Source organism: Pedobacter sp., assembly GCF_039594775.1.
GTDB lineage: Bacteria > Bacteroidota > Bacteroidia > Sphingobacteriales > Sphingobacteriaceae > Pedobacter.
Map to the genome: position 1 here is coordinate 53022 of NZ_JBCNMT010000003.1, position 21882 is coordinate 74903.

17 protein-coding genes are annotated in these 21882 nt (G+C 38.6%); 11 read left to right on the plus strand and 6 right to left on the minus strand.

Annotated features, from left to right (window positions below; genetic code table 11):
- Positions 1–206: 206 nt before the first annotated feature.
- Positions 207–1397, plus strand: coding sequence for an aminoacetone oxidase family FAD-binding enzyme (locus tag ABDV71_RS09705; RefSeq protein ID WP_343532254.1), 1191 nt, complete (start codon positions 207–209; stop codon positions 1395–1397).
- Between the two features lie 76 nt (positions 1398–1473).
- Here the strand turns inward: ABDV71_RS09705 and ABDV71_RS09710 are convergent, their stop codons facing one another.
- Complete coding sequence (locus ABDV71_RS09710; RefSeq protein WP_343532255.1) at positions 1474–2334, minus strand: hypothetical protein; 861 nt, start codon at positions 2332–2334, stop codon at positions 1474–1476.
- 135 nt (positions 2335–2469) lie between these two features.
- Positions 2470–5721 (minus strand): amidohydrolase family protein, encoded by a 3252-nt coding sequence (locus ABDV71_RS09715; RefSeq protein ID WP_343532256.1) that lies wholly within the window; start codon positions 5719–5721, stop codon positions 2470–2472.
- 293 nt (positions 5722–6014) lie between these two features.
- On the opposite strand from ABDV71_RS09715, the gene ABDV71_RS09720 reads away from it, so the two are divergent.
- The 9 genes from ABDV71_RS09720 (at position 6015) to trxA (ending at position 15168) form a co-directional block, all read left to right on the plus strand.
- Positions 6015–7907: an ATP-dependent DNA helicase RecQ gene (locus ABDV71_RS09720; RefSeq protein ID WP_343532257.1), complete on the plus strand. Its 1893-nt coding sequence runs from the start codon at positions 6015–6017 to the stop codon at positions 7905–7907.
- Positions 7908–7996: 89 nt separating this feature from the next.
- Positions 7997–9331: an MFS transporter gene (locus ABDV71_RS09725; protein ID WP_343532258.1), complete on the plus strand. Its 1335-nt coding sequence runs from the start codon at positions 7997–7999 to the stop codon at positions 9329–9331.
- A 21-nt stretch (positions 9332–9352) separates the two neighbouring features.
- Complete coding sequence (locus ABDV71_RS09730; protein ID WP_343532259.1) at positions 9353–10090, plus strand: (Fe-S)-binding protein; 738 nt, start codon at positions 9353–9355, stop codon at positions 10088–10090.
- Between the two features lie 117 nt (positions 10091–10207).
- Positions 10208–11095: a hypothetical protein gene (locus ABDV71_RS09735; protein ID WP_343532260.1), complete on the plus strand. Its 888-nt coding sequence runs from the start codon at positions 10208–10210 to the stop codon at positions 11093–11095.
- A 314-nt stretch (positions 11096–11409) separates the two neighbouring features.
- A complete protein-coding gene (gene thrS, locus ABDV71_RS09740) occupies positions 11410–13335 on the plus strand; it encodes a threonine--tRNA ligase (protein ID WP_343532261.1) in 1926 nt (641 codons plus the stop codon).
- A gap of 12 nt (positions 13336–13347) precedes the next feature.
- Complete coding sequence (gene infC / locus ABDV71_RS09745) at positions 13348–13920, plus strand: translation initiation factor IF-3 (RefSeq protein WP_113661240.1); 573 nt, start codon at positions 13348–13350, stop codon at positions 13918–13920.
- A gap of 25 nt (positions 13921–13945) precedes the next feature.
- Entirely contained in the window at positions 13946–14146 is a 201-nt protein-coding gene (gene rpmI, locus ABDV71_RS09750) for a 50S ribosomal protein L35 (RefSeq protein WP_113645868.1), read from the plus strand.
- A gap of 74 nt (positions 14147–14220) precedes the next feature.
- Positions 14221–14565 (plus strand): 50S ribosomal protein L20, encoded by a 345-nt coding sequence (gene rplT, locus ABDV71_RS09755; protein WP_113661241.1) that lies wholly within the window; start codon positions 14221–14223, stop codon positions 14563–14565.
- A 306-nt stretch (positions 14566–14871) separates the two neighbouring features.
- Positions 14872–15168: a thioredoxin gene (gene trxA, locus ABDV71_RS09760; protein ID WP_343532262.1), complete on the plus strand. Its 297-nt coding sequence runs from the start codon at positions 14872–14874 to the stop codon at positions 15166–15168.
- Positions 15169–15177: 9 nt separating this feature from the next.
- Here the strand turns inward: trxA and pdeM are convergent, their stop codons facing one another.
- Positions 15178–15813: a ligase-associated DNA damage response endonuclease PdeM gene (gene pdeM, locus ABDV71_RS09765; protein ID WP_343532263.1), complete on the minus strand. Its 636-nt coding sequence runs from the start codon at positions 15811–15813 to the stop codon at positions 15178–15180.
- Between the two features lie 152 nt (positions 15814–15965).
- Entirely contained in the window at positions 15966–18416 is a 2451-nt protein-coding gene (locus tag ABDV71_RS09770; protein ID WP_343532264.1) for a ligase-associated DNA damage response DEXH box helicase, read from the minus strand.
- A gap of 111 nt (positions 18417–18527) precedes the next feature.
- On the opposite strand from ABDV71_RS09770, the gene ABDV71_RS09775 reads away from it, so the two are divergent.
- Positions 18528–19208 carry a hypothetical protein gene (locus ABDV71_RS09775; protein ID WP_343532265.1) on the plus strand — a complete coding sequence of 227 codons (681 nt, stop codon included), beginning with the start codon at positions 18528–18530 and terminating at the stop codon, positions 19206–19208.
- Here the strand turns inward: ABDV71_RS09775 and ABDV71_RS09780 are convergent, their stop codons facing one another.
- Positions 19209–20798, minus strand: a complete 1590-nt coding sequence (locus tag ABDV71_RS09780) for an ATP-dependent DNA ligase (protein WP_343532266.1) — start codon at positions 20796–20798, stop codon at positions 19209–19211.
- Positions 20795–21832 carry a ligase-associated DNA damage response exonuclease gene (locus ABDV71_RS09785; protein WP_343532267.1) on the minus strand — a complete coding sequence of 346 codons (1038 nt, stop codon included), beginning with the start codon at positions 21830–21832 and terminating at the stop codon, positions 20795–20797. The genes ABDV71_RS09780 and ABDV71_RS09785 overlap by 4 nt, the downstream gene beginning before the upstream one ends.
- Between the last annotated feature and the right edge of the window lie 50 nt (positions 21833–21882).

The window sequence follows — 21882 nt, forward strand, 5'->3', positions numbered from 1 at the left end:
AGGGCTATTTTAACAAAAGACAACCGCAAAGAGAAATAAAGAAACGTGAAGAACGCAAAGAGAAAAACGAATCACTTCTCTTTGCATCCCTTTGTGAAACTTCTAAAAATCTTTGTGGTAAAAAATATAGCCGCTAATAACGCAAAGAATTAAACAATAATCCCTGCTCATTTTTTACTTTTGCCTTTTAACTTGATACTTCATAAATGGCTTACGATGCAATAATTATTGGTGCTGGTGCTTGCGGATTAATGTGTGCGGTGCAAGCAGGCTTTTTGGGAAAGAAAGTAATTGTGCTCGAAAAGAACGATAAGCCAGGGGCTAAAATTTTAATTTCGGGTGGTGGCCGTTGCAATTATACCAATATTGGGGCTACGCATGAACAATTTATCTCTGCCAATGAGCATTTTGTAAAATCGGCCTTCAAGCAATGGACTGTAGAAGATTCCATCAGGTTTTTCGAAACCTATGGCATTTACGGTGCCGAGAAAACTTTGGGGCAACTTTTTCCAGAAGGTAAAAATGCCAAAGATGTGGTAAATGTGTTTACCTCGCTTTGCGAAGAAATGGAACAACAAATTTTATGCAATGCAGAGGTGACCTCCATTAACAATAACGACGGTGAATATCAGGTGACTTACCAAAAGAACCATAAGGAGAAAACCATTACGGCACCCAAACTAGTGATTGCTACAGGCGGTTTGCCTATCCCGAAAATGGGAGCTACGGATTTTGCTTTGAAATTTGCCAGAAAACATGCTTTAAATATTGTAGAAACGGCCCCAGCTTTGGTGCCCTTAACCATTACGGGAAAAGATGAAGCTTGGTTTGCCCAATTATCTGGAAACTCGGTATTTTGTAGGGTGAGTAATGAGGAAGCCAGCTTTGAGGAAAATATCTTGTTTACACATTGGGGCTTAAGTGGTCCAGCCATCTTGCAAATTTCGAGCTATTGGCGTAGGGGACAGGAAATAAATATTGATCTGCTTCCTAACGATAATATTTTAGAAGTTTTAAGTGCCGAACGTCAACATAATGGACGCATCCAATTATCAACTTTGTTAAATAGGTTCTATGCCAAGAAATTTACAGATGCGTTAGGCAAATTTATATCCTTAAGTAAAACCATTGCCGATTTAACCAGGGCAGAAATGGAAACTTTAGAGCAAACCATTCATTATTTTAGGGTAAAACCTGCAGGTGATAAAGGCTACGACAAAGCAGAAGTAATGCGTGGAGGCATTGATGCCAACGAACTATCCTCTAAAACCTTAGAAAGCAAAAAACTTGCTGGTTGCTTTTTTGGTGGCGAATGTGTAGATGTTACGGGTTGGCTGGGTGGGTATAATTTGCAATGGGCTTGGGCCTCTGGCTATGTGATAGCGCAAAATATTTAGAATAACCCGTCATTTCGAACATATTGAGACCGCGAAGCAGCTACGGAGTAGATCTAGTACTATTTAGAATTTCAATTTAATAATCATTAAACCACTCAAAGCTTTCTATATTCCTATATTCCTTTGGTAAAAATTTTAACTTTTCTTTTTTTACGTTTTTAGATGAATAAAGTCTTTTATAGGTTTTGATATAATGGCGCTTTGTGGTGTCGGATTGGTCTGGATAGATAAACTCTATGGTATCAACTTTTAAATTGTTCCATTTGTACTTATAAAGCCCAACTTCACCTGGATGTCCATATAAAACCCCTCTAATTACTTTTTCCTTTGTAGAAAAGGTTGGGTTGATAAATTCATATTGATTGGTGAAGCTACCAGTACCATTAATGCTTAGATAGACGTCGTAAATATTTCTTCTACAACAACCAGAACTTGGATACCAATGAACTACAAAATCTTTGTATCCGTCTCCATTAACATCTTGAACACTGTGATTTGCAAAATCTGGACTTCTTGAATTGTGGAATTTTATAACATTTTCTATTTTATTATCTACTATTTTATAGATATCGAAAAGCATATACTCGTAATTAGTCCTACAAATCATCACATGCTTATTTTTATTAGAAAATAGGTGCCCGAGCTTTATTTCGACTCCGATACTTGTACTATCATCTAATAATGCCTCATATTTTCTGAAAAACGATTTTAACTGCAGTTTTGGCTTGACCGTATTAATGGCTTCTTTTAAAACGCTATCAAGTTTTAAACTATCCAGATTTTGCTTGTGGCTTTGCTTTTTACTCGCTACAGATTTGGGCTTCTCTATTTTTTTGTTTTTTAATGGAACTTTAGTGTTGTTTGACTTTTCCTGACAAGAGGACAGAGATACAACTAAAGACATTAAAAAGAGGAGAAGTGTAATTCTAGATGTCATTTATCGAGGTTTTTAAGCAGTCAAATTTAGCCTGTCATTTCGAACATCGTGAGAAATCTAACTATTTGCTAGATTTTACTTCGTAGAGCTTCGGTTCTCCTCATGCTTCGTCGAAATGACGGACAATGCTAATTTCTAATCACAGTTTGGAACCGTAAATGTCCAAGTTTCAGCAGTTTTATAAGGTAAAGAGAAAGCTACCCCTTTATCCATTTCAAACCACAATTTTGGACGCATTTTTTCTCTGCTGATGGTTTCGTTCATGGTCATGCTGTCATAAATACGGCCATTAATCATCACATATTTAATCTTCTCCGAATTTCTGATGTCATCCAAAGGATTATCTTCCATGATGATTAAATCAGCAAGCTTACCAGGCTCTAGAGAACCTAATTCCTTGCCCATCCCTAAATATTCGGCACCATTAAGCGTAGCACATTGGATGGCTTTTAATGGGGCCATTCCACCTTGTACCAACATCCAAAGCTCCCAATGGGCACCTAAGCCTTGAATTTGTCCGTGGGCACCCAAATTCACTTTGGTACCACCATCTGCAATTTGTTTGGTTGCTTTTGCCACTTCGATATGTCCATAATCGCCATATTCCGAAGTGGTCCTACGGCGAGCACGAGAGTCAATAATTGCCCTTGGCGTAAAATTCAATAAACGTTCGTTTTCCCAAACATTGGTGCGGTCATACCAGTAATTTTCGCCCCACTGGCCACCATAAGCCACAATTAAAGTAGGCGTGTAGGCCACATTGGTATTATTCCAAAAGCTCACCACATCTTTATAAGCAGGGGCTACTGGAATACTGTGTTCAATGCCTGTATGGCCATCAGCCACTTGGGTCATGTTGTGAAAAAACGTTGAACCGCCTTCTGGCACCACTTCCATTTTTAACTGGCGGGCAGCTTCTAAAATTTGCTGACGCTGGTCTCTACGTGGTTGATTATAAGATTTTACCGAGAATGCACCTACGGCTTTCAATCTGCGCAAGTGTGATAAAGCATCATCCAAACTATTAATGGTTACCTTAAAATCACCATCCGCGCCATAAAGGATAGAACCTGTGGAATAAACCCTTGGTCCAACCATTCTTCCTGCTTTCAGCATTTCGCTTTGGCTGAACACCATTTCTGTGTTGCTCGATGGGTCGTGCGAAGTAGTTACCCCGAAACTCAAATTAGCCAAGTAAGACCAATCCTGTTGCGGACTAATGCCATCTGGACTTGTTCTCAAGTGAGCGTGAACATCCACAATACCTGGCATAATGGTTTTACCTGTCACATCAAGCACTTTAATATCGGCTGGGATAGGCACTTCATCTACTTTACCAATCGCCTTAATTTTATTATTCTCTATTAAAATAGTTCCCTCTTCAATCACTTGGTCACCTTTCATAGAGATGATTCTGGCACCTTTTAAGGCCACTAATCCAGTTGGGGCATCAGTTTTTAATTTCAGGCCGATAGAAAGCCCAACAGTATCTGGCTCTGGTAATACTTGTGGAGCACCTTCAATAAATGAAAAGGTATTCTTGATTTCTCTGTTGTAGTATTTTTCACCCAAAGTCCAAAGCAGTTTTTTGCTGTCGGCACTCCAATGTAAATAGGTTCCGGCATCTTTGGTTACCCTAGCCAAAGGAATGGATTTATTGCCCGCAGAAAGGTCTAAAGCAGTTCCAGCGGTAACCATTGGTGTAATGTAGGCGTTAAACAGCTCGGTAAAAGCCATCCATTTCCCATCTGGACTTGGGCAAAATTGCGTAGCGTATTGAGAGGTATAATGGGTGCGTTCGTTACCGCCATTTAAATCCACGCTTTTAAAGGCTTTTTTACCAGCTTCATAACTTTGATAGAAAATACGGGTATCATCGGCATTAAATTGAGGTTTAATGCCATTATCTAATACCAAAGTTTTAGTTCCGCCATTGGCAGGTATTACAAAAATGCCATTGTTTTTACCATAGGTTAAGCCCAGAACTTCATTGCCAACTCCTTTTCTGAAAATAATTTTATCGCCTTTGTTGGAATAGCTAGGAGAGTAGTAATAGCCTTTTTCGTCGGTTAAGCTAATGGTTTTTCCTGTTTTTAAATCGGTGCGTTTAACGGCTCCTTTAAATTCGTCGCTCCAAGTCGTATAAACTACAAATTTCCCATCAGGACTAAATTTAGGCTCAAACTCAAAGTCTAAGCCATTGGTTAGTCTTTCTGGTGCTCCGTTGGGTAATTCCTTTTTATATAAGTAACCAGCGGCATTAAATACAACGGTTTTGCCATCGGGCGAAGTGGCCAGTTGCCTGATCATTTTGGCGGTAAACTCATTAGTGTACACTTGTTGGTCGAAATGTAAAGCCTCCTGAACCGTTTGGTTGGTCGTTACCTCAAATGGAATATCGCTTACGTACAAATTACTAAGTTCAACCTGCTTTATTTTTCCTTTGGCATAGAAAATGATTTTCTTCGCATCGGGAGTCCATGCAAAATTTGGATAAACCCCAAAAATGGCCCAGGTTTCTTGTTGATCTTTCGTTAGATCGTCGTAGATCGGATATTCTTCTCCTGTTTTCAGGTTTTGGATGTAAAGCACCGATTTTAATCTTACTCGTTTTACATAAGCCAAAAATTTGCCATCAGGTGATACCTGAGGTCTTACAGAACCGCCTTGGTCGGCAATTAGATTGCTTAGTTTTCCAGTGGTTAAATCTAATTGACGGATGGCATAAATCAAGCCATTTGGGTCTTTGCTGTATTGAAAAAATGGTCCGGGAGAAACATCTTCGCTAAAATAAAGGTATTTGCCATCTGGCGATACATTAGGTTCGCCAGCATCCTGCTGGTCGTTTTTGCGTTTGGTAAGCTGTACGCCGTCGCCACCATAAATGCTGTACATCCACATTTCGCCCGCACCTAATGAACGCGAGGCCGTAAAATGCTTACGAGCAATGATATAATCGCTATTTGGCATCCAAGTGGCATTGTTCAATAGCCTAAAAGATTCTTTGGTGATTTGTTTTTTATTGCCACCCTGCCTATCCATGATCCAGATATTGTCGGCACCGTTTCTATCGCTCGTAAACGAAATATATTTGCCATTTGGACTAAAACGAGGTTGTACTTCATAAGCAATCCCACCACTTAAAAGTTTGGCCGTACCACCTGTAATAGGCATCACGTAAATATCGCCCAGTAGGTCGAACACGATTTCCTTACCATCTGGACTTATGTCAAGGTTCATCCAAGTGCCTTCGTTGGTGGTAATGCTGAAATTTTTGGTAGGACCTTTGTATTTTTCAACGTCCCATTTCGGTGTTTCTTTTTTCTCTTGGGCATATGTTGAACCCAAGGCGCATAATAATGCTGATGCTAATAAATACTTCCTCATTCTTATTTAGTACTAACAAATATTTAATCTTCGCAATTTAGCTATTTCTTGCCACAGATGCACAGATATCGTCTTTTTGATTTGTTGATAATGATTTTAAAGTGTTGATAATGATTTGTTTATATGAGCTGTTGAAGTTTGGTATGACTAGATGTTGAAATATATCTTTAGATTTTCCAAAATGTAGTGTGAAACCTGTTAATACGACTAGCGAGCTAAGATTTGTGCATCTGCGGCCAAAATCTCTTTTTTGAAAAACGATGATGGTTTCATAGTTTTGGGTTTGCCAATCTATGACTGCAACAGAAATTTTAAAGAAATATTGGGGCTTTGATGTCTTTCGTCCGTTGCAGGAAGAAATTATCCAATCAGTTATTAAAAAACAGGATACTTTAGCCTTACTACCTACAGGAGGGGGAAAGTCAATTTGTTTTCAAGTGCCCGCGATGATGAAGGAGGGCATCTGTATTGTGGTATCACCTTTGGTGGCTTTAATGAAAGACCAAGTAGAAAACTTGAAAGCCAGAGGGATAGAAGCCATTGCCATTTACGCGGGAATGGGTAAACGTGAAATCGATATTCTGCTGGATAACTGCATTTACGGAAACATCAAGTTTTTGTATCTCTCTCCAGAACGCTTGCTATCTGAGCTGGTACGTGTGCGCATTTCCTACATGAATGTAAACCTCATCGCTATCGACGAAGCACATTGTATTTCGCAATGGGGTTATGACTTTCGGCCACCTTATTTGAAGGTTAAAGAACTGAGGGAAATATTACCCGATACCCCTGTTTTGGCCTTAACGGCTACCGCTACGCCAGAAGTAAGAACAGATATCATTGAAAAATTGGAGCTAAAAGATGCTCAGGTTTTTGTGAAGAGTTTCTCTCGGAAAAACCTCAGTTATGTTGTCTTTAACTTAGATGATAAGCATAAAAAACTGATAGAGATTTGTAAAAACGTTAAAGGCTGTGGCTTAATTTATGTAAGAAATAGAAGAGAAACCGCCGAAGTGGCAAATTTTCTTCAACGAAATAAAATCTCTGCCGATTTTTACCATGCTGGCTTGGAAAAGGATACGAGATTTCAGAAGCAAGAGGATTGGAAACAGGATAAAATTAGGGTGATGGTGGCTACCAATGCTTTTGGAATGGGAATCGATAAACCTAATGTGCGTTTCGTTATTCATCTAGATTTACCCGAAAGCTTGGAAGCCTATTATCAAGAAGCTGGTAGGGCAGGCAGGGACGAAAAAAGAGCGTTTGCAGTGTTGCTTACCAACAAAGCTGACCAAATGATACTAGAAGCAAGGTATGCAGACAGTTTTCCTTCGGTCGATGAAATTAAAAAAGTGTACCACTATCTTGGCAATTTCTATCAATTGGCTTACGGAGCAGGGCAAGGACTAAACTTTGATTTCGACCTCGCTGCGTTTTGTAAGCGCTTTGGTATTGGCGTGATTAAAACCATGGCCGCATTGAAATTTTTAGAAAGAGATGGCTATCTGGTTTTGTCAGAGAATATTTTTATCCCATCAAGGTTGATGTTTGCAGTAGGACATGAAGATATTTATCGATTCCAGATTGAAAATGCTGTTTTTGACCCCATTGTTAAAACAATACAGCGTTCCTACGGCGGTGCATTTGATGGTTATGTGAAAATTAGCGAGAGCGATTTGTCCAATAGATTGAGGATTTCGTACAACGATGTGATTACTTATTTGAAGAAGTTACAGGAGTATCAGGTGATTTCCTATTTGCCACAAACCGATCAACCGCAATTACAGTTTGTAACGCCACGTTTGGATATGTTGCATTTAGATGTAGATGCTAAATTTATCCAGCTTCGTAAGCAAATACAAAGCACGCAGATTGAAGCTGTGTTGGCATATGCCTCCAATTCCATTTGTAGGAGCATTCAACTGTTGACTTATTTTGGAGAGAACGGTGCCGAAAAATGTGGCGTTTGTGATGTTTGCTTAGCGGAGAAAAAGCAGGAAGACCTCGCCGCCTATAATGATACCATTGATTTTGAAATTTGTACAGTATTACAAGGCCAGCATCTCGACTTGGATGAATTGGTGAAAAGTATTCAAACAGGTACCGATAATGATAAAATAGAACGAATTAGGGAACTTTTGGACGCTGGTAAAATTAAAACCGACGGAAAGAAGTATTATTTATAGATTTTCAATAGCCAATTAACCAATTAACCAATTAACCAATTAACCAATTAACCAATTTTCCTATCTTAGCCGCTACCATTCAAACTACAATGCAAACTAAAAACGACAAAAAAACAATCCGGTCTTGGGCCTTTTTTGACTGGGCCAATTCAGCTTATAATCTTGTAATCACTTCCACCATATTTCCAGCTTATTATACGGCAATCACTTCCGATAAGGACGATTATACCATCGATTATGTTTATTTCTTTGGCTATAAAATCGTCAATTCGGCATTGTATAGTTATGCCATGGCTTTTGCTTTTTTAGTGATTGCTTTGCTGTCGCCCATATTGTCGTCCATAGCCGATACCCGTGGTAATAAGAAAATTTTCATGAAGATGTTCACTTACATTGGCGCCATCGCTTGTAGTGCACTTTTTTTCTTCGAAATTAACGCAGAAAAAGGAGTCGATACCCTAAATTTCAGTATCATCATGTTTGTGTTGGCTGCTATTGGTTTTTGGGGGAGTTTAGTGTTCTATAATTCTTATTTGCCCGAAATCGCAACGGTAGAAAAACAGGATGATGTGAGTGCCAAGGGCTATATGTATGGTTATATTGGCAGTATCATTTTACAGATTATTTGCTTTGTATTTGTGTTTAAGCCCGAATGGTTTGGCATTATAGATGCATCCATTCCAGCACGTTTATCTTTCTTGCTAGTAGGGATTTGGTGGATAGGATTTGCGCAAATTCCATTTAAAAACTTGCCAAAAGGAAGTCCTGATTACAAAGCTGAAAAGAAGAATATCATGACCAGCGGCTTTCAGGAGCTAAACAAGGTCTGGAAACAGGTAAAGCAAATGAAATACTTAAAACGATTTTTGTTTGCGTTCTTTTTCTACTCTATGGGTGTACAAACGGTAATGTTGGTGGCAGCACTTTTTGGAGAGAAAATATTGCATTTGCCTACTTCGAAGCTCATAGCAACCATTTTGATTTTGCAATTGGTAGCCATTCCAGGAGCCATGTTAATGTCGTATCTTTCTTCCAAAAAATTTGGCAATGTAAATGTATTGATAGGTGTAGTGGTAATTTGGGTAGGGTGTTGTGTTGCAGCTTACTTTATCCATACCGAGTATCAATTTTATGCATTAGCCGCAGTAATTGGTTTAATTATGGGAGGTATTCAATCTTTATCACGTTCTACGTATTCTAAATTTCTTCCGCAACATAGTCCAGATCACACCTCTTTTTTTAGCTTTTACGATGTAACAGAGAAAGTTGCGTTGGTTTTTGGGATGTTCAGCTTCGGTTATATCGAAGTGCTAAGTGGAAGTATGCGTAATTCTGTAATCGCATTGGCCCTGTTTTTTGTTTTAGGTTTAGTATTTTTGCTGCTTCTCAAAAAAGTACAGCCCAAAGCAGTGGTTGTGGATTAAAAGTGGAGATCGAAGAATAGCATGAAGATAGAACTGTTTATCCCTTGTTTTGTAGACCAATTATATCCGGAAACGGCATTCAATACCATTAAAATCCTTGAAAAGGCTGGGTGTGAAGTGTCTTATAATTCAAAGCAGACTTGCTGTGGGCAGCCCGCATACAACGCAGGGTACTGGGAACAGGCAAAAGAGATAGGCACAAAATTTCTAGCTGATTTTTCGGACACAGAATATATCGTAGCTCCATCAGCTTCCTGTGTAGGTATGGTAAAAACAGGTTATAATGATTTGTTTACCAATACTATGGTTCACAATAAATGCAGAAGCTTACAGTCTAATATTTTCGAACTTTCTGATTTTCTCATCAATGTACTTAAGAAAGATTACTTTGGTGCCGAGCTTGAAGGAAAAGCCGTTTATCACGATTCGTGCAGTGGGCTAAGAGAGTGTAAAATCAAGACTGAACCTCGTCGACTTTTATCGAAGGTAATTGGTTTGGAGATGTTGGAAATGAAAGATACCGACATGTGCTGTGGCTTTGGTGGTACTTTCGCCGTAAAATTTGATGCCATCTCTTCGGCCATGGCAGAGCAAAAAGTGAATAATGCTTTAGCAATGGACGCTGATTATATCATTTCTACAGACCTTTCTTGTTTGATGCATTTGGATGGCTATATCCAGAAAAATAACCTTTCTATCAAAACCATGCACCTTGCAGATGTATTGGCAAATGGCTGGTTAGAAAGCACTGAATACTAATTGCTTCCATCTTTTGTAAAACTCTGGTTATAATCGAAAGAAATTAACCTTTTTTAACATCGCTTTACTCTAAAGTGATTTACTTTTGTTTTTCAATTATATTGAGATAACCAAATCATGAAAAAAATATTTATCGCCTTTTTAGGCCTTTTAGCTTTTACGTTAAATGCACAAGCACAAAAGAAATCTGGTGCCATCCAATTTGAGAGTGTGATTGACCCAGTTGCAGCGGCAGAAGCTAGTGGTAGACAAATCCCTGAGGAAATGAAAGCCCGTATGCCAAAATCTATCAAAGCCAATTACGAATTGCTTTACAATGCTACAAATGCTAGTTATATGCCTGTAACAGAAACAGAAGATAGTAACAGCGGTGGCGGTGGTAGATCAGGTGGTTTTAGATTTGGTGGTTTTGGCGGTGGTGGTAATAGAGAATATTATTACACTTTTGCTGACCAAAAAGTAGTGGAAGTTTTTGATATGATGGATACTACTTATGTAATGCCTACCAAACTTGCAGTAGCGGCAAACAACCCAATGAATGGTAATGCGGGAAGAAATAACAACCAAAATAACAGTGCGGTACAATTTTTAAATGTTCCACCAACAGTTGAGGTAATCAAGACTGAGGAAACTAAGAAAATTGTAAACCTTGATTGCAAAAAAGTAATCATTAGAACTACTCGTAAAGCAAAAGTGTTGGACATGGAGAAAGATGTGGTGGAAGAAACAGTTCTATGGTATACCAACGATTTAGGTTTCAACTTTTCTCCAATGCCAAACCTATGGACAGAAGGTGCTGTTTTGGCCATCGAAATTAAAGGAGGTGGTACTACTGCAAAAAGTATCGAATACAGAGGTGTAAGCAATAAGGATGTAACTGCTCCTAAAAAAGCAGTGGCTATTACGCCAGAGCAATATCAAGCCAAAATGGAAGCAATGATGGCTAGATTTAGAAATAACAATAACCGTGGTCAAGGAGGCCAAACAAGAGCGGTAATTAATTAAGAAATTCCATTTTATATTTTTTCTGAATGTCTCGGCTATCGTCGGGACATTTTTTGTTTGTATATACACCACGTTATTGCGAGGTACGAAGCAATCTCAGGATACTGGTTTGGCCGACCCTGAAATAAATTCAGGGTGACGTATAATTGGCGCTCCGTCATGCTGAATTTATTTCAGCATCAGTTTTGTAAGTGCTAATAAATACAACTTGGGCATGAAATCCAATCTAAAAACCCTATCTTTGCACAAAATAAAATCACACACGTAGGTGATTTTGCAAAACAATTTTTTTAAACTTTAAATCATAGTTGTAGATGATTAACATTACATTACCTGATGGTTCTGTCCGTCAGTATGAAAAGGGTACAAATGCCCATCAAATTGCACTCTCAATCTCAGAAGGTTTAGCACGAAATGTTTTAGCAGCAGAAGTAAATGGTGAAGTTTGGGACAGTTCACGCCCAATTGAAGCCGATTCTGCAGTAAAATTGCTTACTTGGAATGATAGTGAAGGAAAATCGACTTTTTGGCATTCCTCAGCGCACTTAATGGCCGAAGCCTTAGAGGCACTTTATCCAGGTACAAAATTCGGTATTGGTCCAGCCATCGAAACTGGCTTTTACTACGATGTAGATTTTGGCGATAGGGAGTTCTCTTCTGATGATTTCAAGCAGATTGAAGATAAAATGCTGGAATTGGCCAAGCAAAAGGAAGTTTTTGAACGTAAAAGTGTAAGCAAAGCTGATGCTATCGAGTATTTTACCGAAAAAGGTGACGAATACAAATTGGACTTAATCGACGGTTTGGAAGACGGAAAAATCACTTTCTATACCCAAGGTAACTTTACAGATTTATGCCGTGGCCCACACATCCCAAATACTAGCTTCATCAAAGCGATTAAGCTGATGAATGTGGCTGGTGCTTACTGGAGAGGTGATGAAACCAAAAAGCAATTGACCCGTATTTATGGTGTTACTTTCCCTAAAGCGAGTGAATTGACTGAATATCTTCACATGATTGAAGAGGCCAAAAAGCGTGACCACCGTAAATTAGGCAAGGAATTGGAATTGTTTACCTTCTCAGAAAAAGTGGGGATGGGTTTACCAATGTGGTTACCAAAAGGTACTGCTTTGCGTGAACGTTTAGTTCAATTTTTAACTAAAGCGCAACAAAAATCGGGGTACGAGCAGGTAATTACGCCTCATATTGGCCATAAGAATTTATACATTACTTCTGGTCACTATGAAAAATACGGAAAAGATAGTTTCCAGCCGATTAAAACACCCCAAGAAGGGGAGGAGTTTTTCCTAAAACCAATGAATTGCCCTCATCACTGTGAGTTGTATAAATTCAAACCTCGTTCTTATAAGGATTTGCCAGTTCGTTTTGCCGAATTTGGTACCGTATATCGTTACGAGCAAAGTGGAGAGTTACATGGTTTAACCCGTGTACGTGGCTTTACTCAGGATGATGCGCACTTGTTCTGTCGACCAGATCAAGTGAAAGAAGAATTTAAAAAAGTAATCGACCTCGTGCTTTATGTCTTTAAATCTTTAGGTTTTGATAACTATGTAGCTCAGGTTTCATTACGTGACCCAGAGAACAAGGCTAAATACATTGGCTCTGATGAGAATTGGAAATTAGCCGAATCTGCGATTATTGAAGCGGCCGAGGAAAAAGGCTTGCCTACCGTTGTAGAATATGGTGAAGCAGCTTTTTACGGACCTAAATTAGATTTCATGGTTCGTGATGCGCTGGGCAGGAAATGGCAATTGGGCACCATACAGGTTGATTATAATCTTCCAGAGCGTTTTGAGCTAGAATACACAGGTAGTGATAATCAAAAACATCGTCCTGTAATGATTCACCGAGCACCATTCGGATCGATGGAACGTTTCGTGGCGGTATTGATTGAGCACTGCGGAGGGAACTTCCCATTGTGGCTTTCGCCAGAGCAATATATCATTCTTCCTATTTCAGAAAAGTATGAAGAATATGCAAAAAAAGTTTCAGAAGAATTAAATAATTCCGATATTCGCGGTCTGATTGACTTTCGTGATGAAAAGATTGGAAGAAAAATCAGGGACGCTGAGGTTAAAAAACTGCCTTACATGCTTATTATAGGCGAAAAAGAGATGGAAGAAGGAAGGGTTTCGGTTCGGAAGCATGGTGAGGGAGATTTAGGAAGCATGACCTTAGCAGAATTTAGTGCATTAATTAACAAAGAAATAACAGTTTAACAAGGAAAGCATTTGGCATTAGGAAGACCAGGATTTAATAGGGGACCACGTCCACCTTTTAAGAAAAAAGAAGCAGAACATAATATTAACGAGCATATTCGCGCTCAAGAGGTTAGGCTGGCTGGGGATAATGTAGAGCAGGGAATTTATCCTTTGTCAAAAGCATTGGCAATTGCCGATGAGCTAGAGCTTGACTTGGTGGAGATTTCTCCAAATGCAAACCCTCCTGTTTGCCGTATCATGGACTACAGCAAGTTCATGTATGAGCAGAAGAAGAAGCAAAAGGAAATCAAAGCCAATGCTAAGCAAACCGTTATCAAGGAAATTCGTTTCGGACCTAATACTTCTGATCACGATTTCCAATTCAAGTTAAAACATGCGATTAGCTTTTTAGAAGCAGGCGAAAAAGTGAGAGCTTACGTACACTTTAAAGGAAGAGCTATTGTCTACAAAGAGCAAGGAGAAATCTTGTTGCTTAAGTTTGCACAAGCACTGGAAGAAGTAGGTAAGGTTGAGTTATTGCCAAAATTGGAGGGTAAACGTATGTTTTTAACCGTAGCTCCAAAAGCAACAGCAAAGAAGTAATAAATTATATAAACAAAATCAGGTTATGCCAAAAATGAAAACCAATTCCAGTGCTAAAAAGCGTTTTTCGCTTACTGGAACAGGTAAAATTGCAAGAAAGAACGCCTACAAAAGTCACATCTTGACTAAGAAAAGTACTAAACGTAAGCGTAACTTAACCAACACTAGTTTGGTAAACGATGCAGATATGGGCAACGTTAAACGTATGCTTTGCATCGGTAAGTAATTAATTTTTAACCAGGTGAACGGTAGTAAGTTTGTTGAAATACACAGCGCCGCTTATCAAAAACACAACACATTATGCCTCGTTCGGTAAACGTAGTAGCTGCAAGACGCAGAAGAAAAAAAGTCCTAAACATGGCCAAAGGCTATTGGGGCTCAAGAAGCAAGGTTTTTACCATTGCTAAAAACACGGTAGAAAAAGGTTTGCAATATGCATACCGTGACCGTAAAGCTAAGAAAAGAGAATTCCGTGCATTATGGATTCAACGTATTAATGCTGGTGCTCGTGAGCACGGTATTTCTTATTCGCAATTGATTGGTAAATTAGCTGCAAAAAACATCGGTTTAAACCGTAAAGTTTTAGCTGACTTAGCCATGAACAATAAAGAAGCTTTTAAAGCTGTTATTGATGCGGTAAAATAAGATACTAAGATATCAAGAAAAGGGAGCGATGAAAATTGCTCCCTTTTTTTATATACGTTCCCGTCATTGCGAGGAGGAACGACGAAGTAATCTATTATTAGATTACAGAATAATCACATTCGTCATGCTGACCTGCAGCGAAGCGAAAAGCTACTTGTAAATTTATTTCAGCATCTGTTAGCAATTTTCTAAAGTACTGGCATCGTAAGATTGCTTCCTAAACTCGCAATGACGAAAAGTCTAATAATGTTAAAGTTTCAAAACCATTCTTTTTTACTCTTGTTCATCTTATAAAGAAATAATATTATGTCTAAATTTTCTGATTTAATTAATGGTGATAGGCCTGTGTTGGTCGATTTTTTTGCAGAATGGTGTGCCCCATGTAAAGCAATGGGACCAATATTAACCCAACTGAAAAGTCAAATAGGAGATAAAGCAGCTATTATTAAGGTTGATGTAGATAAAAACCAAGCTGCTGCCAGTGCATTTAATGTACAAGGTGTTCCTACTTTTATTTTGTTTAAAAAAGGAAAAGCTATTTGGCGACAAAGTGGAGCAGTTCCCGCTCCCCAATTAAAACAGTTAATTGAGATGCACGCTTAATACAATATATTACACTTTTACTATTTTGGTTGGTGTAATGGCAAATACTAAATCGTTTTCTTTAGCTTTTATAAGCTGTAAGCCTGTAAAGTTGCTAAAGGCGGGGAGTATGGCGTCATTTTCTCCAAAATAAAAGCAAGGAAACTTTAAACGCTGTTTTACTTTATTGTATATGCTAACTCCAGGGTGAATGTGCCCGCTAATGTCATATAAATTTGACTTGCAATGTGCCATGTCATGAATAAAGCAGAATTTATCAGTTTGATAATTGGGCTCGTAAACTTCAATAGCTAAGTTTTTATATACCTCTTTTGCCTGCTTATCGTGATTTCCCTTCACTAATATAAATTCGATTTCTATGAACTCCTCTTTCCATTTTGCGAATTCATCAATTTCTGAATTATAGTTGCTATGGAACATATCTCCGTTGATGAGTAATTGCTTTGGATGATATCTTTCTATTAGTTTCGCCAGTCTGTTTAAATCATTTTGTGACACACTATTGGGAACAGCCAAACCAGCTTTCCGAAAATGAGCAGCCTTGCCCAAGTGTAAATCGCTAATGGTTAATAATTGCTCTTTAGGCAGATAGATGGCTCTTTCTTTATCTAATATGATTTCTTCTTCTCTAACCGAAATTTTCATTTTTAGGGACTAGTGGTTAGTTGCTAGTGTTTAGCAGTTAATAACCATTAAGAAATTAAAGATATTAAGTTTTCTAGGTGCTTTAATCTTAATTTTTCTTAATTCCTTAATGTTTTCATCTAATGGTTTTTTATTTGAATAATGTTTTGAACTCATTTAAATACTTCTTTCTTCATTCTTTCAATACGCTGCTCCAATTCCTCAGAACTCATATTTGCCCTCAGGCTATCTACTTTGATTGGGAACGACAATGGTGTAAATCTTTTGGGATAGGTTATCACGATGTTGCTATTTTGAATACGATTTAATGCTGCAGCTAACCGAGGTTCTTCCAATTGCTGGTAAAATACTTCTTCATAGGCTTGTCTTAGTAGCAAATTGTGCTTGTCGAAATCATTAAAAACATTGAAAAATAGTCCTGCACTACTTTGTAAATGTTTGTTGGTGATATATTTACCTGGGTAGCCTTGAAAAACTAAACCAGAAATGCAAGCAATATCCCGAAATTTCCGTCTTGCCATTTCTGTGGAGTTAATACTTAAAGTGATATCTTCAGCAAGATTTTTCGGCGAGAATACTTCGTAGGCAATACTATCGTCCATAGGTATTTCTGTGTCACTCAGCAATTCAAAACCGTAATCATTCATTGCTATAGAAAAGGTAATGGGTACTAATTTACTTAAACGGTAGGCCACTAGTGCGCCTAAAATTTCATGTACCAATCTACCTTCAAAAGGATAAGCAAATAAATGAAAACCTTCACGGTTGTTGATCAATTCAATAAGTAGCTCATCACTTTTAGGTACATGGGACCTTTCTTCTTGAATTTTAAAAAGTGGTTGTACGATTTTTAATTCCTCGTCCTGATGTGTATGCTCCAACACTTCGTTATATTTTTTACGAAGTACTGCACCTAAATTAGATGAAAGTGGTAAACGTCCACCGAGCCAACTAGGTGAAATGGCTTTCTTTTGTTTACTGCGACGAACGATAACCGTCATTTCTTTGATATGTACAAATTCTAAAACCCTTCCGGCCAGTACGAAACTATCGCCTGCTTTGAGCTTTGAAACAAAATACTCTTCCACCATTCCTATGTATCCACCACTTAGGAATTTTACTTTTAGCATAGCATCACTAACGATGGTGCCAATGTGGAGACGGTGACGCATTGCAATTTGTCTACTTTTTACTTTCCATAATCCATCATCATCTTTTACCACCTTTTTAAATTCATTATAAGCAGTAAGGCTGTCGCCTCCAGAAGTGATAAATTGCATGGCCCAAGTCCATTCGCTGGGAAGCAACTCCTTAAAAGCATTAGTTTGTTTTACTTCCTCATAGATCTGCTTATCATCAAAGCCATCGCCTACGGCAAGGGTAACTAGATACTGTATCAAGGTATCAAAAACCATTACAAAAGGTTCTCGGATTTCAATATTGTTCTCTCTGGCAGCTTCTTTAATTGCCGCTGCTTCCACGAGTTCAAGGGCATGTGTAGGCAAGAAGTATATTTTGGAAATTTCAAATGGCGAATGCCCTGAACGTCCTGCACGTTGCAGAAATCTGGCCACACCTTTTGGAGAGCCAATTTGTACAACGGTATCAACCGGTTTAAAATCGACCCCCAGATCTAAGGAGGAGGTGGCGATAACTGCTTTCAATAAACCACTATGTAAACTATCTTCAATCCAGTTCCTTAGTTCAAAATCAATAGAACCATGATGGATGGCTATTCTGCCTGCCAAATCGGGTTCGATATCCAACAGGTGTTGGTACCAAATTTCCGACTGCCCACGCGTATTGATGAAAATAAGGGTGGTTTTGCTTTTATTGATAATTGGAATGAGCTTATGGGCTAATTTTAAACCTAAATGCCCAGCCCAAGGCAAGGTTTCTATCTTGTCGGGTAGGATGGATTTGATTTGTATTTTCTTTTCTAATTGTGCTCTAACAATTATTTTTTTGGTAATTTTTTCTGGGACAATTACATCTAGCGCTTCTTGTATATTGCCTATCGTCGCTGAAATGCCCCATACGCGTAACATTTCGTTTCCATGAGTTTTTTGGATGCCTTTTATTCGAGAAACAGCTAATTCCACCAATACGCCACGTTTACTACCTAGAAGTTCATGCCATTCATCTGCTACGATACATTTTAGGTTTTTAAATAGGTTAGAGGAACCTTTTTGAGCCAACAGTAAATGCAAGCTTTCCGGAGTGATCAGCAATATCTCAGGCATTGTTTTTTTCTGTTGAAGTTTCTCTGCCTGTGAAGTATCTCCATTGCGAACACCTACCACCCAATCAAGTCCTATAGCTAAAAGCACTTCCCTCATTGCCCTGGCGATATCTTTAGCTAAGGATCTTAAGGGGGTAATCCAAATGAGTTGTACACCTTTTGCTGGTCGATCTTGGTTTAAAGCTTCTATCACTACGCCTAAAAAAACGGAGAAAGTTTTACCAAATCCTGTTGGCGCATTTACTAAGCCGCTATAGCCTTCTAAATAATATTGCCAAGTATCCTTTTGAAAATCAAAAGGCTTCCTTTTATCGGTCTTAAGCCAGGAAATGATCTGTCGGTAGCCTTTAGTTTTTTGCATAAATCAATGATATAAACAAACGAAATGTGCAAATGGTTAGATTATTCAAACATTTAACTAAAATTGTCAATTATTGCCGAATAATGGTATTTTAGAAGCCAAATAGCCATTATGAAATTTTCAGCTCTTTTTGTATCTCTATTATTAGTCTCGTATGTTACTTTATTTGCTCAAGGTTCAAAGAAATCAGCGATTAATATTCTCGCGGGTCCTAGTTTGCCCGTAGGTGATTTCGGGGATAAAAATTTCAGTAACCCAAATGCTGGTTTAGCTAAAATTGGAGGCTTTTTGGCCGTAGAATACGATCATAAACTATTGAATAATATTTATTTCACTAGTAGATTATCTGGAGGGATAAACGGTGTTGATTTCGCATACAGTGCCCCTACAGGTTCGACTTTAAGAATGTCGATGACGAGCTGGAAAAACGTTAATGCATTTGTAGGTTTTAGCTATATGCATAGGATTGGTAACGGTTTTAATTTTATGGCTAGGACTTTGGGAGGGCTTCAATATACCAGTTCACCTGAGGTTAAAATTGCTATTTCAGGTGCATTTAATGGTAATAGTACACAGGAGTCGGCTAGTTCAACATCATTTGGCATTTTATTAGGACTTGGATTTCACTATAATATTTCACAAAATTTAGGTTTGAGATTTATTGCGGACTATGGTGCTGCCAAGCCTACTTTTGATGTTAAGCAAAGTGGCGGTGGAATAAGTTATGAAGTTTCAGGTTCACAAAATATCAGCTTGATTAATTTGGGTGTAGGAATGTCGTTTACGTTGTAGTTATTTGGTATTTAACAATTGCCGCAAATCATCTAATGTATTAATTTCATCGACTTTTTTGTCTTTTCGCCAGCGAGCAATACGGGGGAAGCGCAGCGCTAAACCTGCTTTGTGGCGCTTACTTTCGGCAATGCCCTCAAATGCAATTTCAAATACCAGTTCTGGCTTAACGGTACGTACTGGACCAAATTTTTCAATGGCATTTTTGTTAACAAAGCTGTTTACTTCTTTAATTTCTTTATCTGTTAAGCCTGAATAAGCTTTGGCAATGGTAATGAGTTTTTCGCCATCACGTACTGCAAAGGTGTAGTCGGTATAGAAATTGGCTCGGCGGCCACTACCTTTTTGTGCATAAATCATTACGGTATCAACAGTGTAGGGGTTGATTTTCCATTTCCACCAATCGCCGCGTTTTCTGCCTGAATGAAAAATAGAATTGAGGTTCTTCAACATAATTCCTTCACTATTAATTTCACGGGCCGTTTCTCTAATTTCAGCCAATTGCTGCCAGCTGTTAAAGCTAATGATGGGAGATAGGAGCACCTTGTTTTTGTGGCTGAGCTGATGAATGATTTTTTCTAACCAGGCCCGGCGTTGGGATAAAGCGGAAGTTCTAATATCCTTTGTCTGATATTCTAATAGATCATACACAAAAAAGCCTATCGGCGCATTTTCGAGTTGATTTTTACTGATGCTTTTTCTATTTAATCGTTGCTGTAGGACGCTGAAAGGAAGAACTTTTCCTTCTTTTACAGTAAGAATCTCTCCATCTAATACAGTTCCATCGGGTAAATCATCTTTAAGAAAATGTAGTTCTGGAAATTGTTCGGTGACCAACTCTTCACCACGGCTCCATATAAACAATTCCCCATTTCGTTTTACAATTTGCCCCCGTATGCCATCCCATTTCCATTCCGCTTGCCAATCAGTAGTATCGCCCAGATTTTCAGGCTCGGTATCTAGAGCGTAGGCAAGGCAAAAGGGGTAGGGCCATGAATTGTCGGTATTTACATGACTACCGGAAGTTAGTTCTTTATAGCTAATGCTGTTGGGTTGCCACTTGCCCATAATGCTATGCATGATTTTATTAGCATCTTGTTGGCTTTGTTTAGCAATGGCGTTTACCAACATTTTATTGGAAACGCCAATTCGAAAATTGCCAGAAATGAGTTTATTAAAAATAAAACGTTCTGCCGTAGTTAGGCTGTTCCAGGCAGTAAGTACATAGTCTTTCTTTTCGTTATCGGCTTTACCTTGAAGTTCGAATAATTCAGTAATCCATTGATGTAGAGGTTTTTCGATGGTATGCTCAGCATTTGGTAATACTAGAGCTACGGTTTCACTAAGATCACCCACACTATGGTAACTTTCGGTAAATAGCCATTCAGGAATGCCGCTAAGTGCTATTGCCCATTGTTTAATCAAGTTGGTGGCTACTGGTCGTTTAGGTTTTTTACCCGTAAATAGCGCGATGACATAAGGTTTGTCACGTTCATCGGCTTCGCTAAAATAATTTACCAAGGCTTCTATTTTGTCGTTGGTTTTATTACTTAGTTCAAGTTCCTGTATCAGTTGGGCAAAGCGCTTCATATTTTGGTGCCTTCCTCTTTAATTTCATTTTCATCAACTTCTTCTTCTGCCTCTTCTTCGTCTCCGTATTGTGTTTTAACCTCTTGGGCGCTGATGCCAATTTCATTTAAATACCGACTAAAAATAGCAGTACTGCCATGTGTCACCATTACTTTTTCTGCTTCGGTGGCTTTTATTGCGGTTAATAATCCTGGCCAATCCGCATGGTCGCTAAGCGCAAAGCCAGCATCAGCACTGCGCCATCTTCTACCTGCTCTTACGGCCATCCAACCACTGCAAATGCCAATTGCGGGATTAATCAGGCTTTTAATCCATTTGCTATCAGCTAATGCAGGCGGTACAATGACTAGCCCTTTTTGCAGCTCGTCTTTTTTAATTTCCGGATTGATTTTAATCGTTGTTGGTAAGTTTACGCCAGCGTCGGCAAATGCAAGGTTAAGGTTGGCGATGGTTTGGTGTACGTAAATAGGGTGATTATCGGCTAGGTGTTTAATCAATCTTTGTGCTTTCCCTAAACTGTAGGCTACTAAAATGCTGGTTTTGTTTTTTTGAAGATTGCCCGCTACCCAGTTTTTAATGTTATCGAATATTTGTTGCTGTGGCTCCCATTTATAGATAGGTAGACCAAAAGTACTTTCGGTAACAAAGGTATGGCATTTTACAGGTTCAAAAGCGGTGCTGATACCGTCGTATTCAGTTTTGTAGTCGCCAGAAACCACTACAATTTCACCTTTGTATTCGAGTTTGATTTGTGCCGAGCCAATGACGTGCCCTGCAGGAAATAAGGTGAGTTTTACCCCGTTAATGTCAATTGTTTTCTGATAGGGAAGCGTTTCTACATTATCTATTAATCCATATCTTTCTGTTAAGATAGGTTTGGTTAAGGTATGACATAAATAGTTTTTATTTCCCCATTTGGCGTGATCGGCATGGCCGTGGGTAATCACTGCTTTGTCTACAGGTTGCCACGGGTCGATGTAAAAATTTCCCTGTTTGCAGTAAATGCCTTTATTGGTAAATTCTATTAATGCCATTATGGTTTAATAAACGAATATTTTAAATGATAGTTTGAAAATAGTTTATC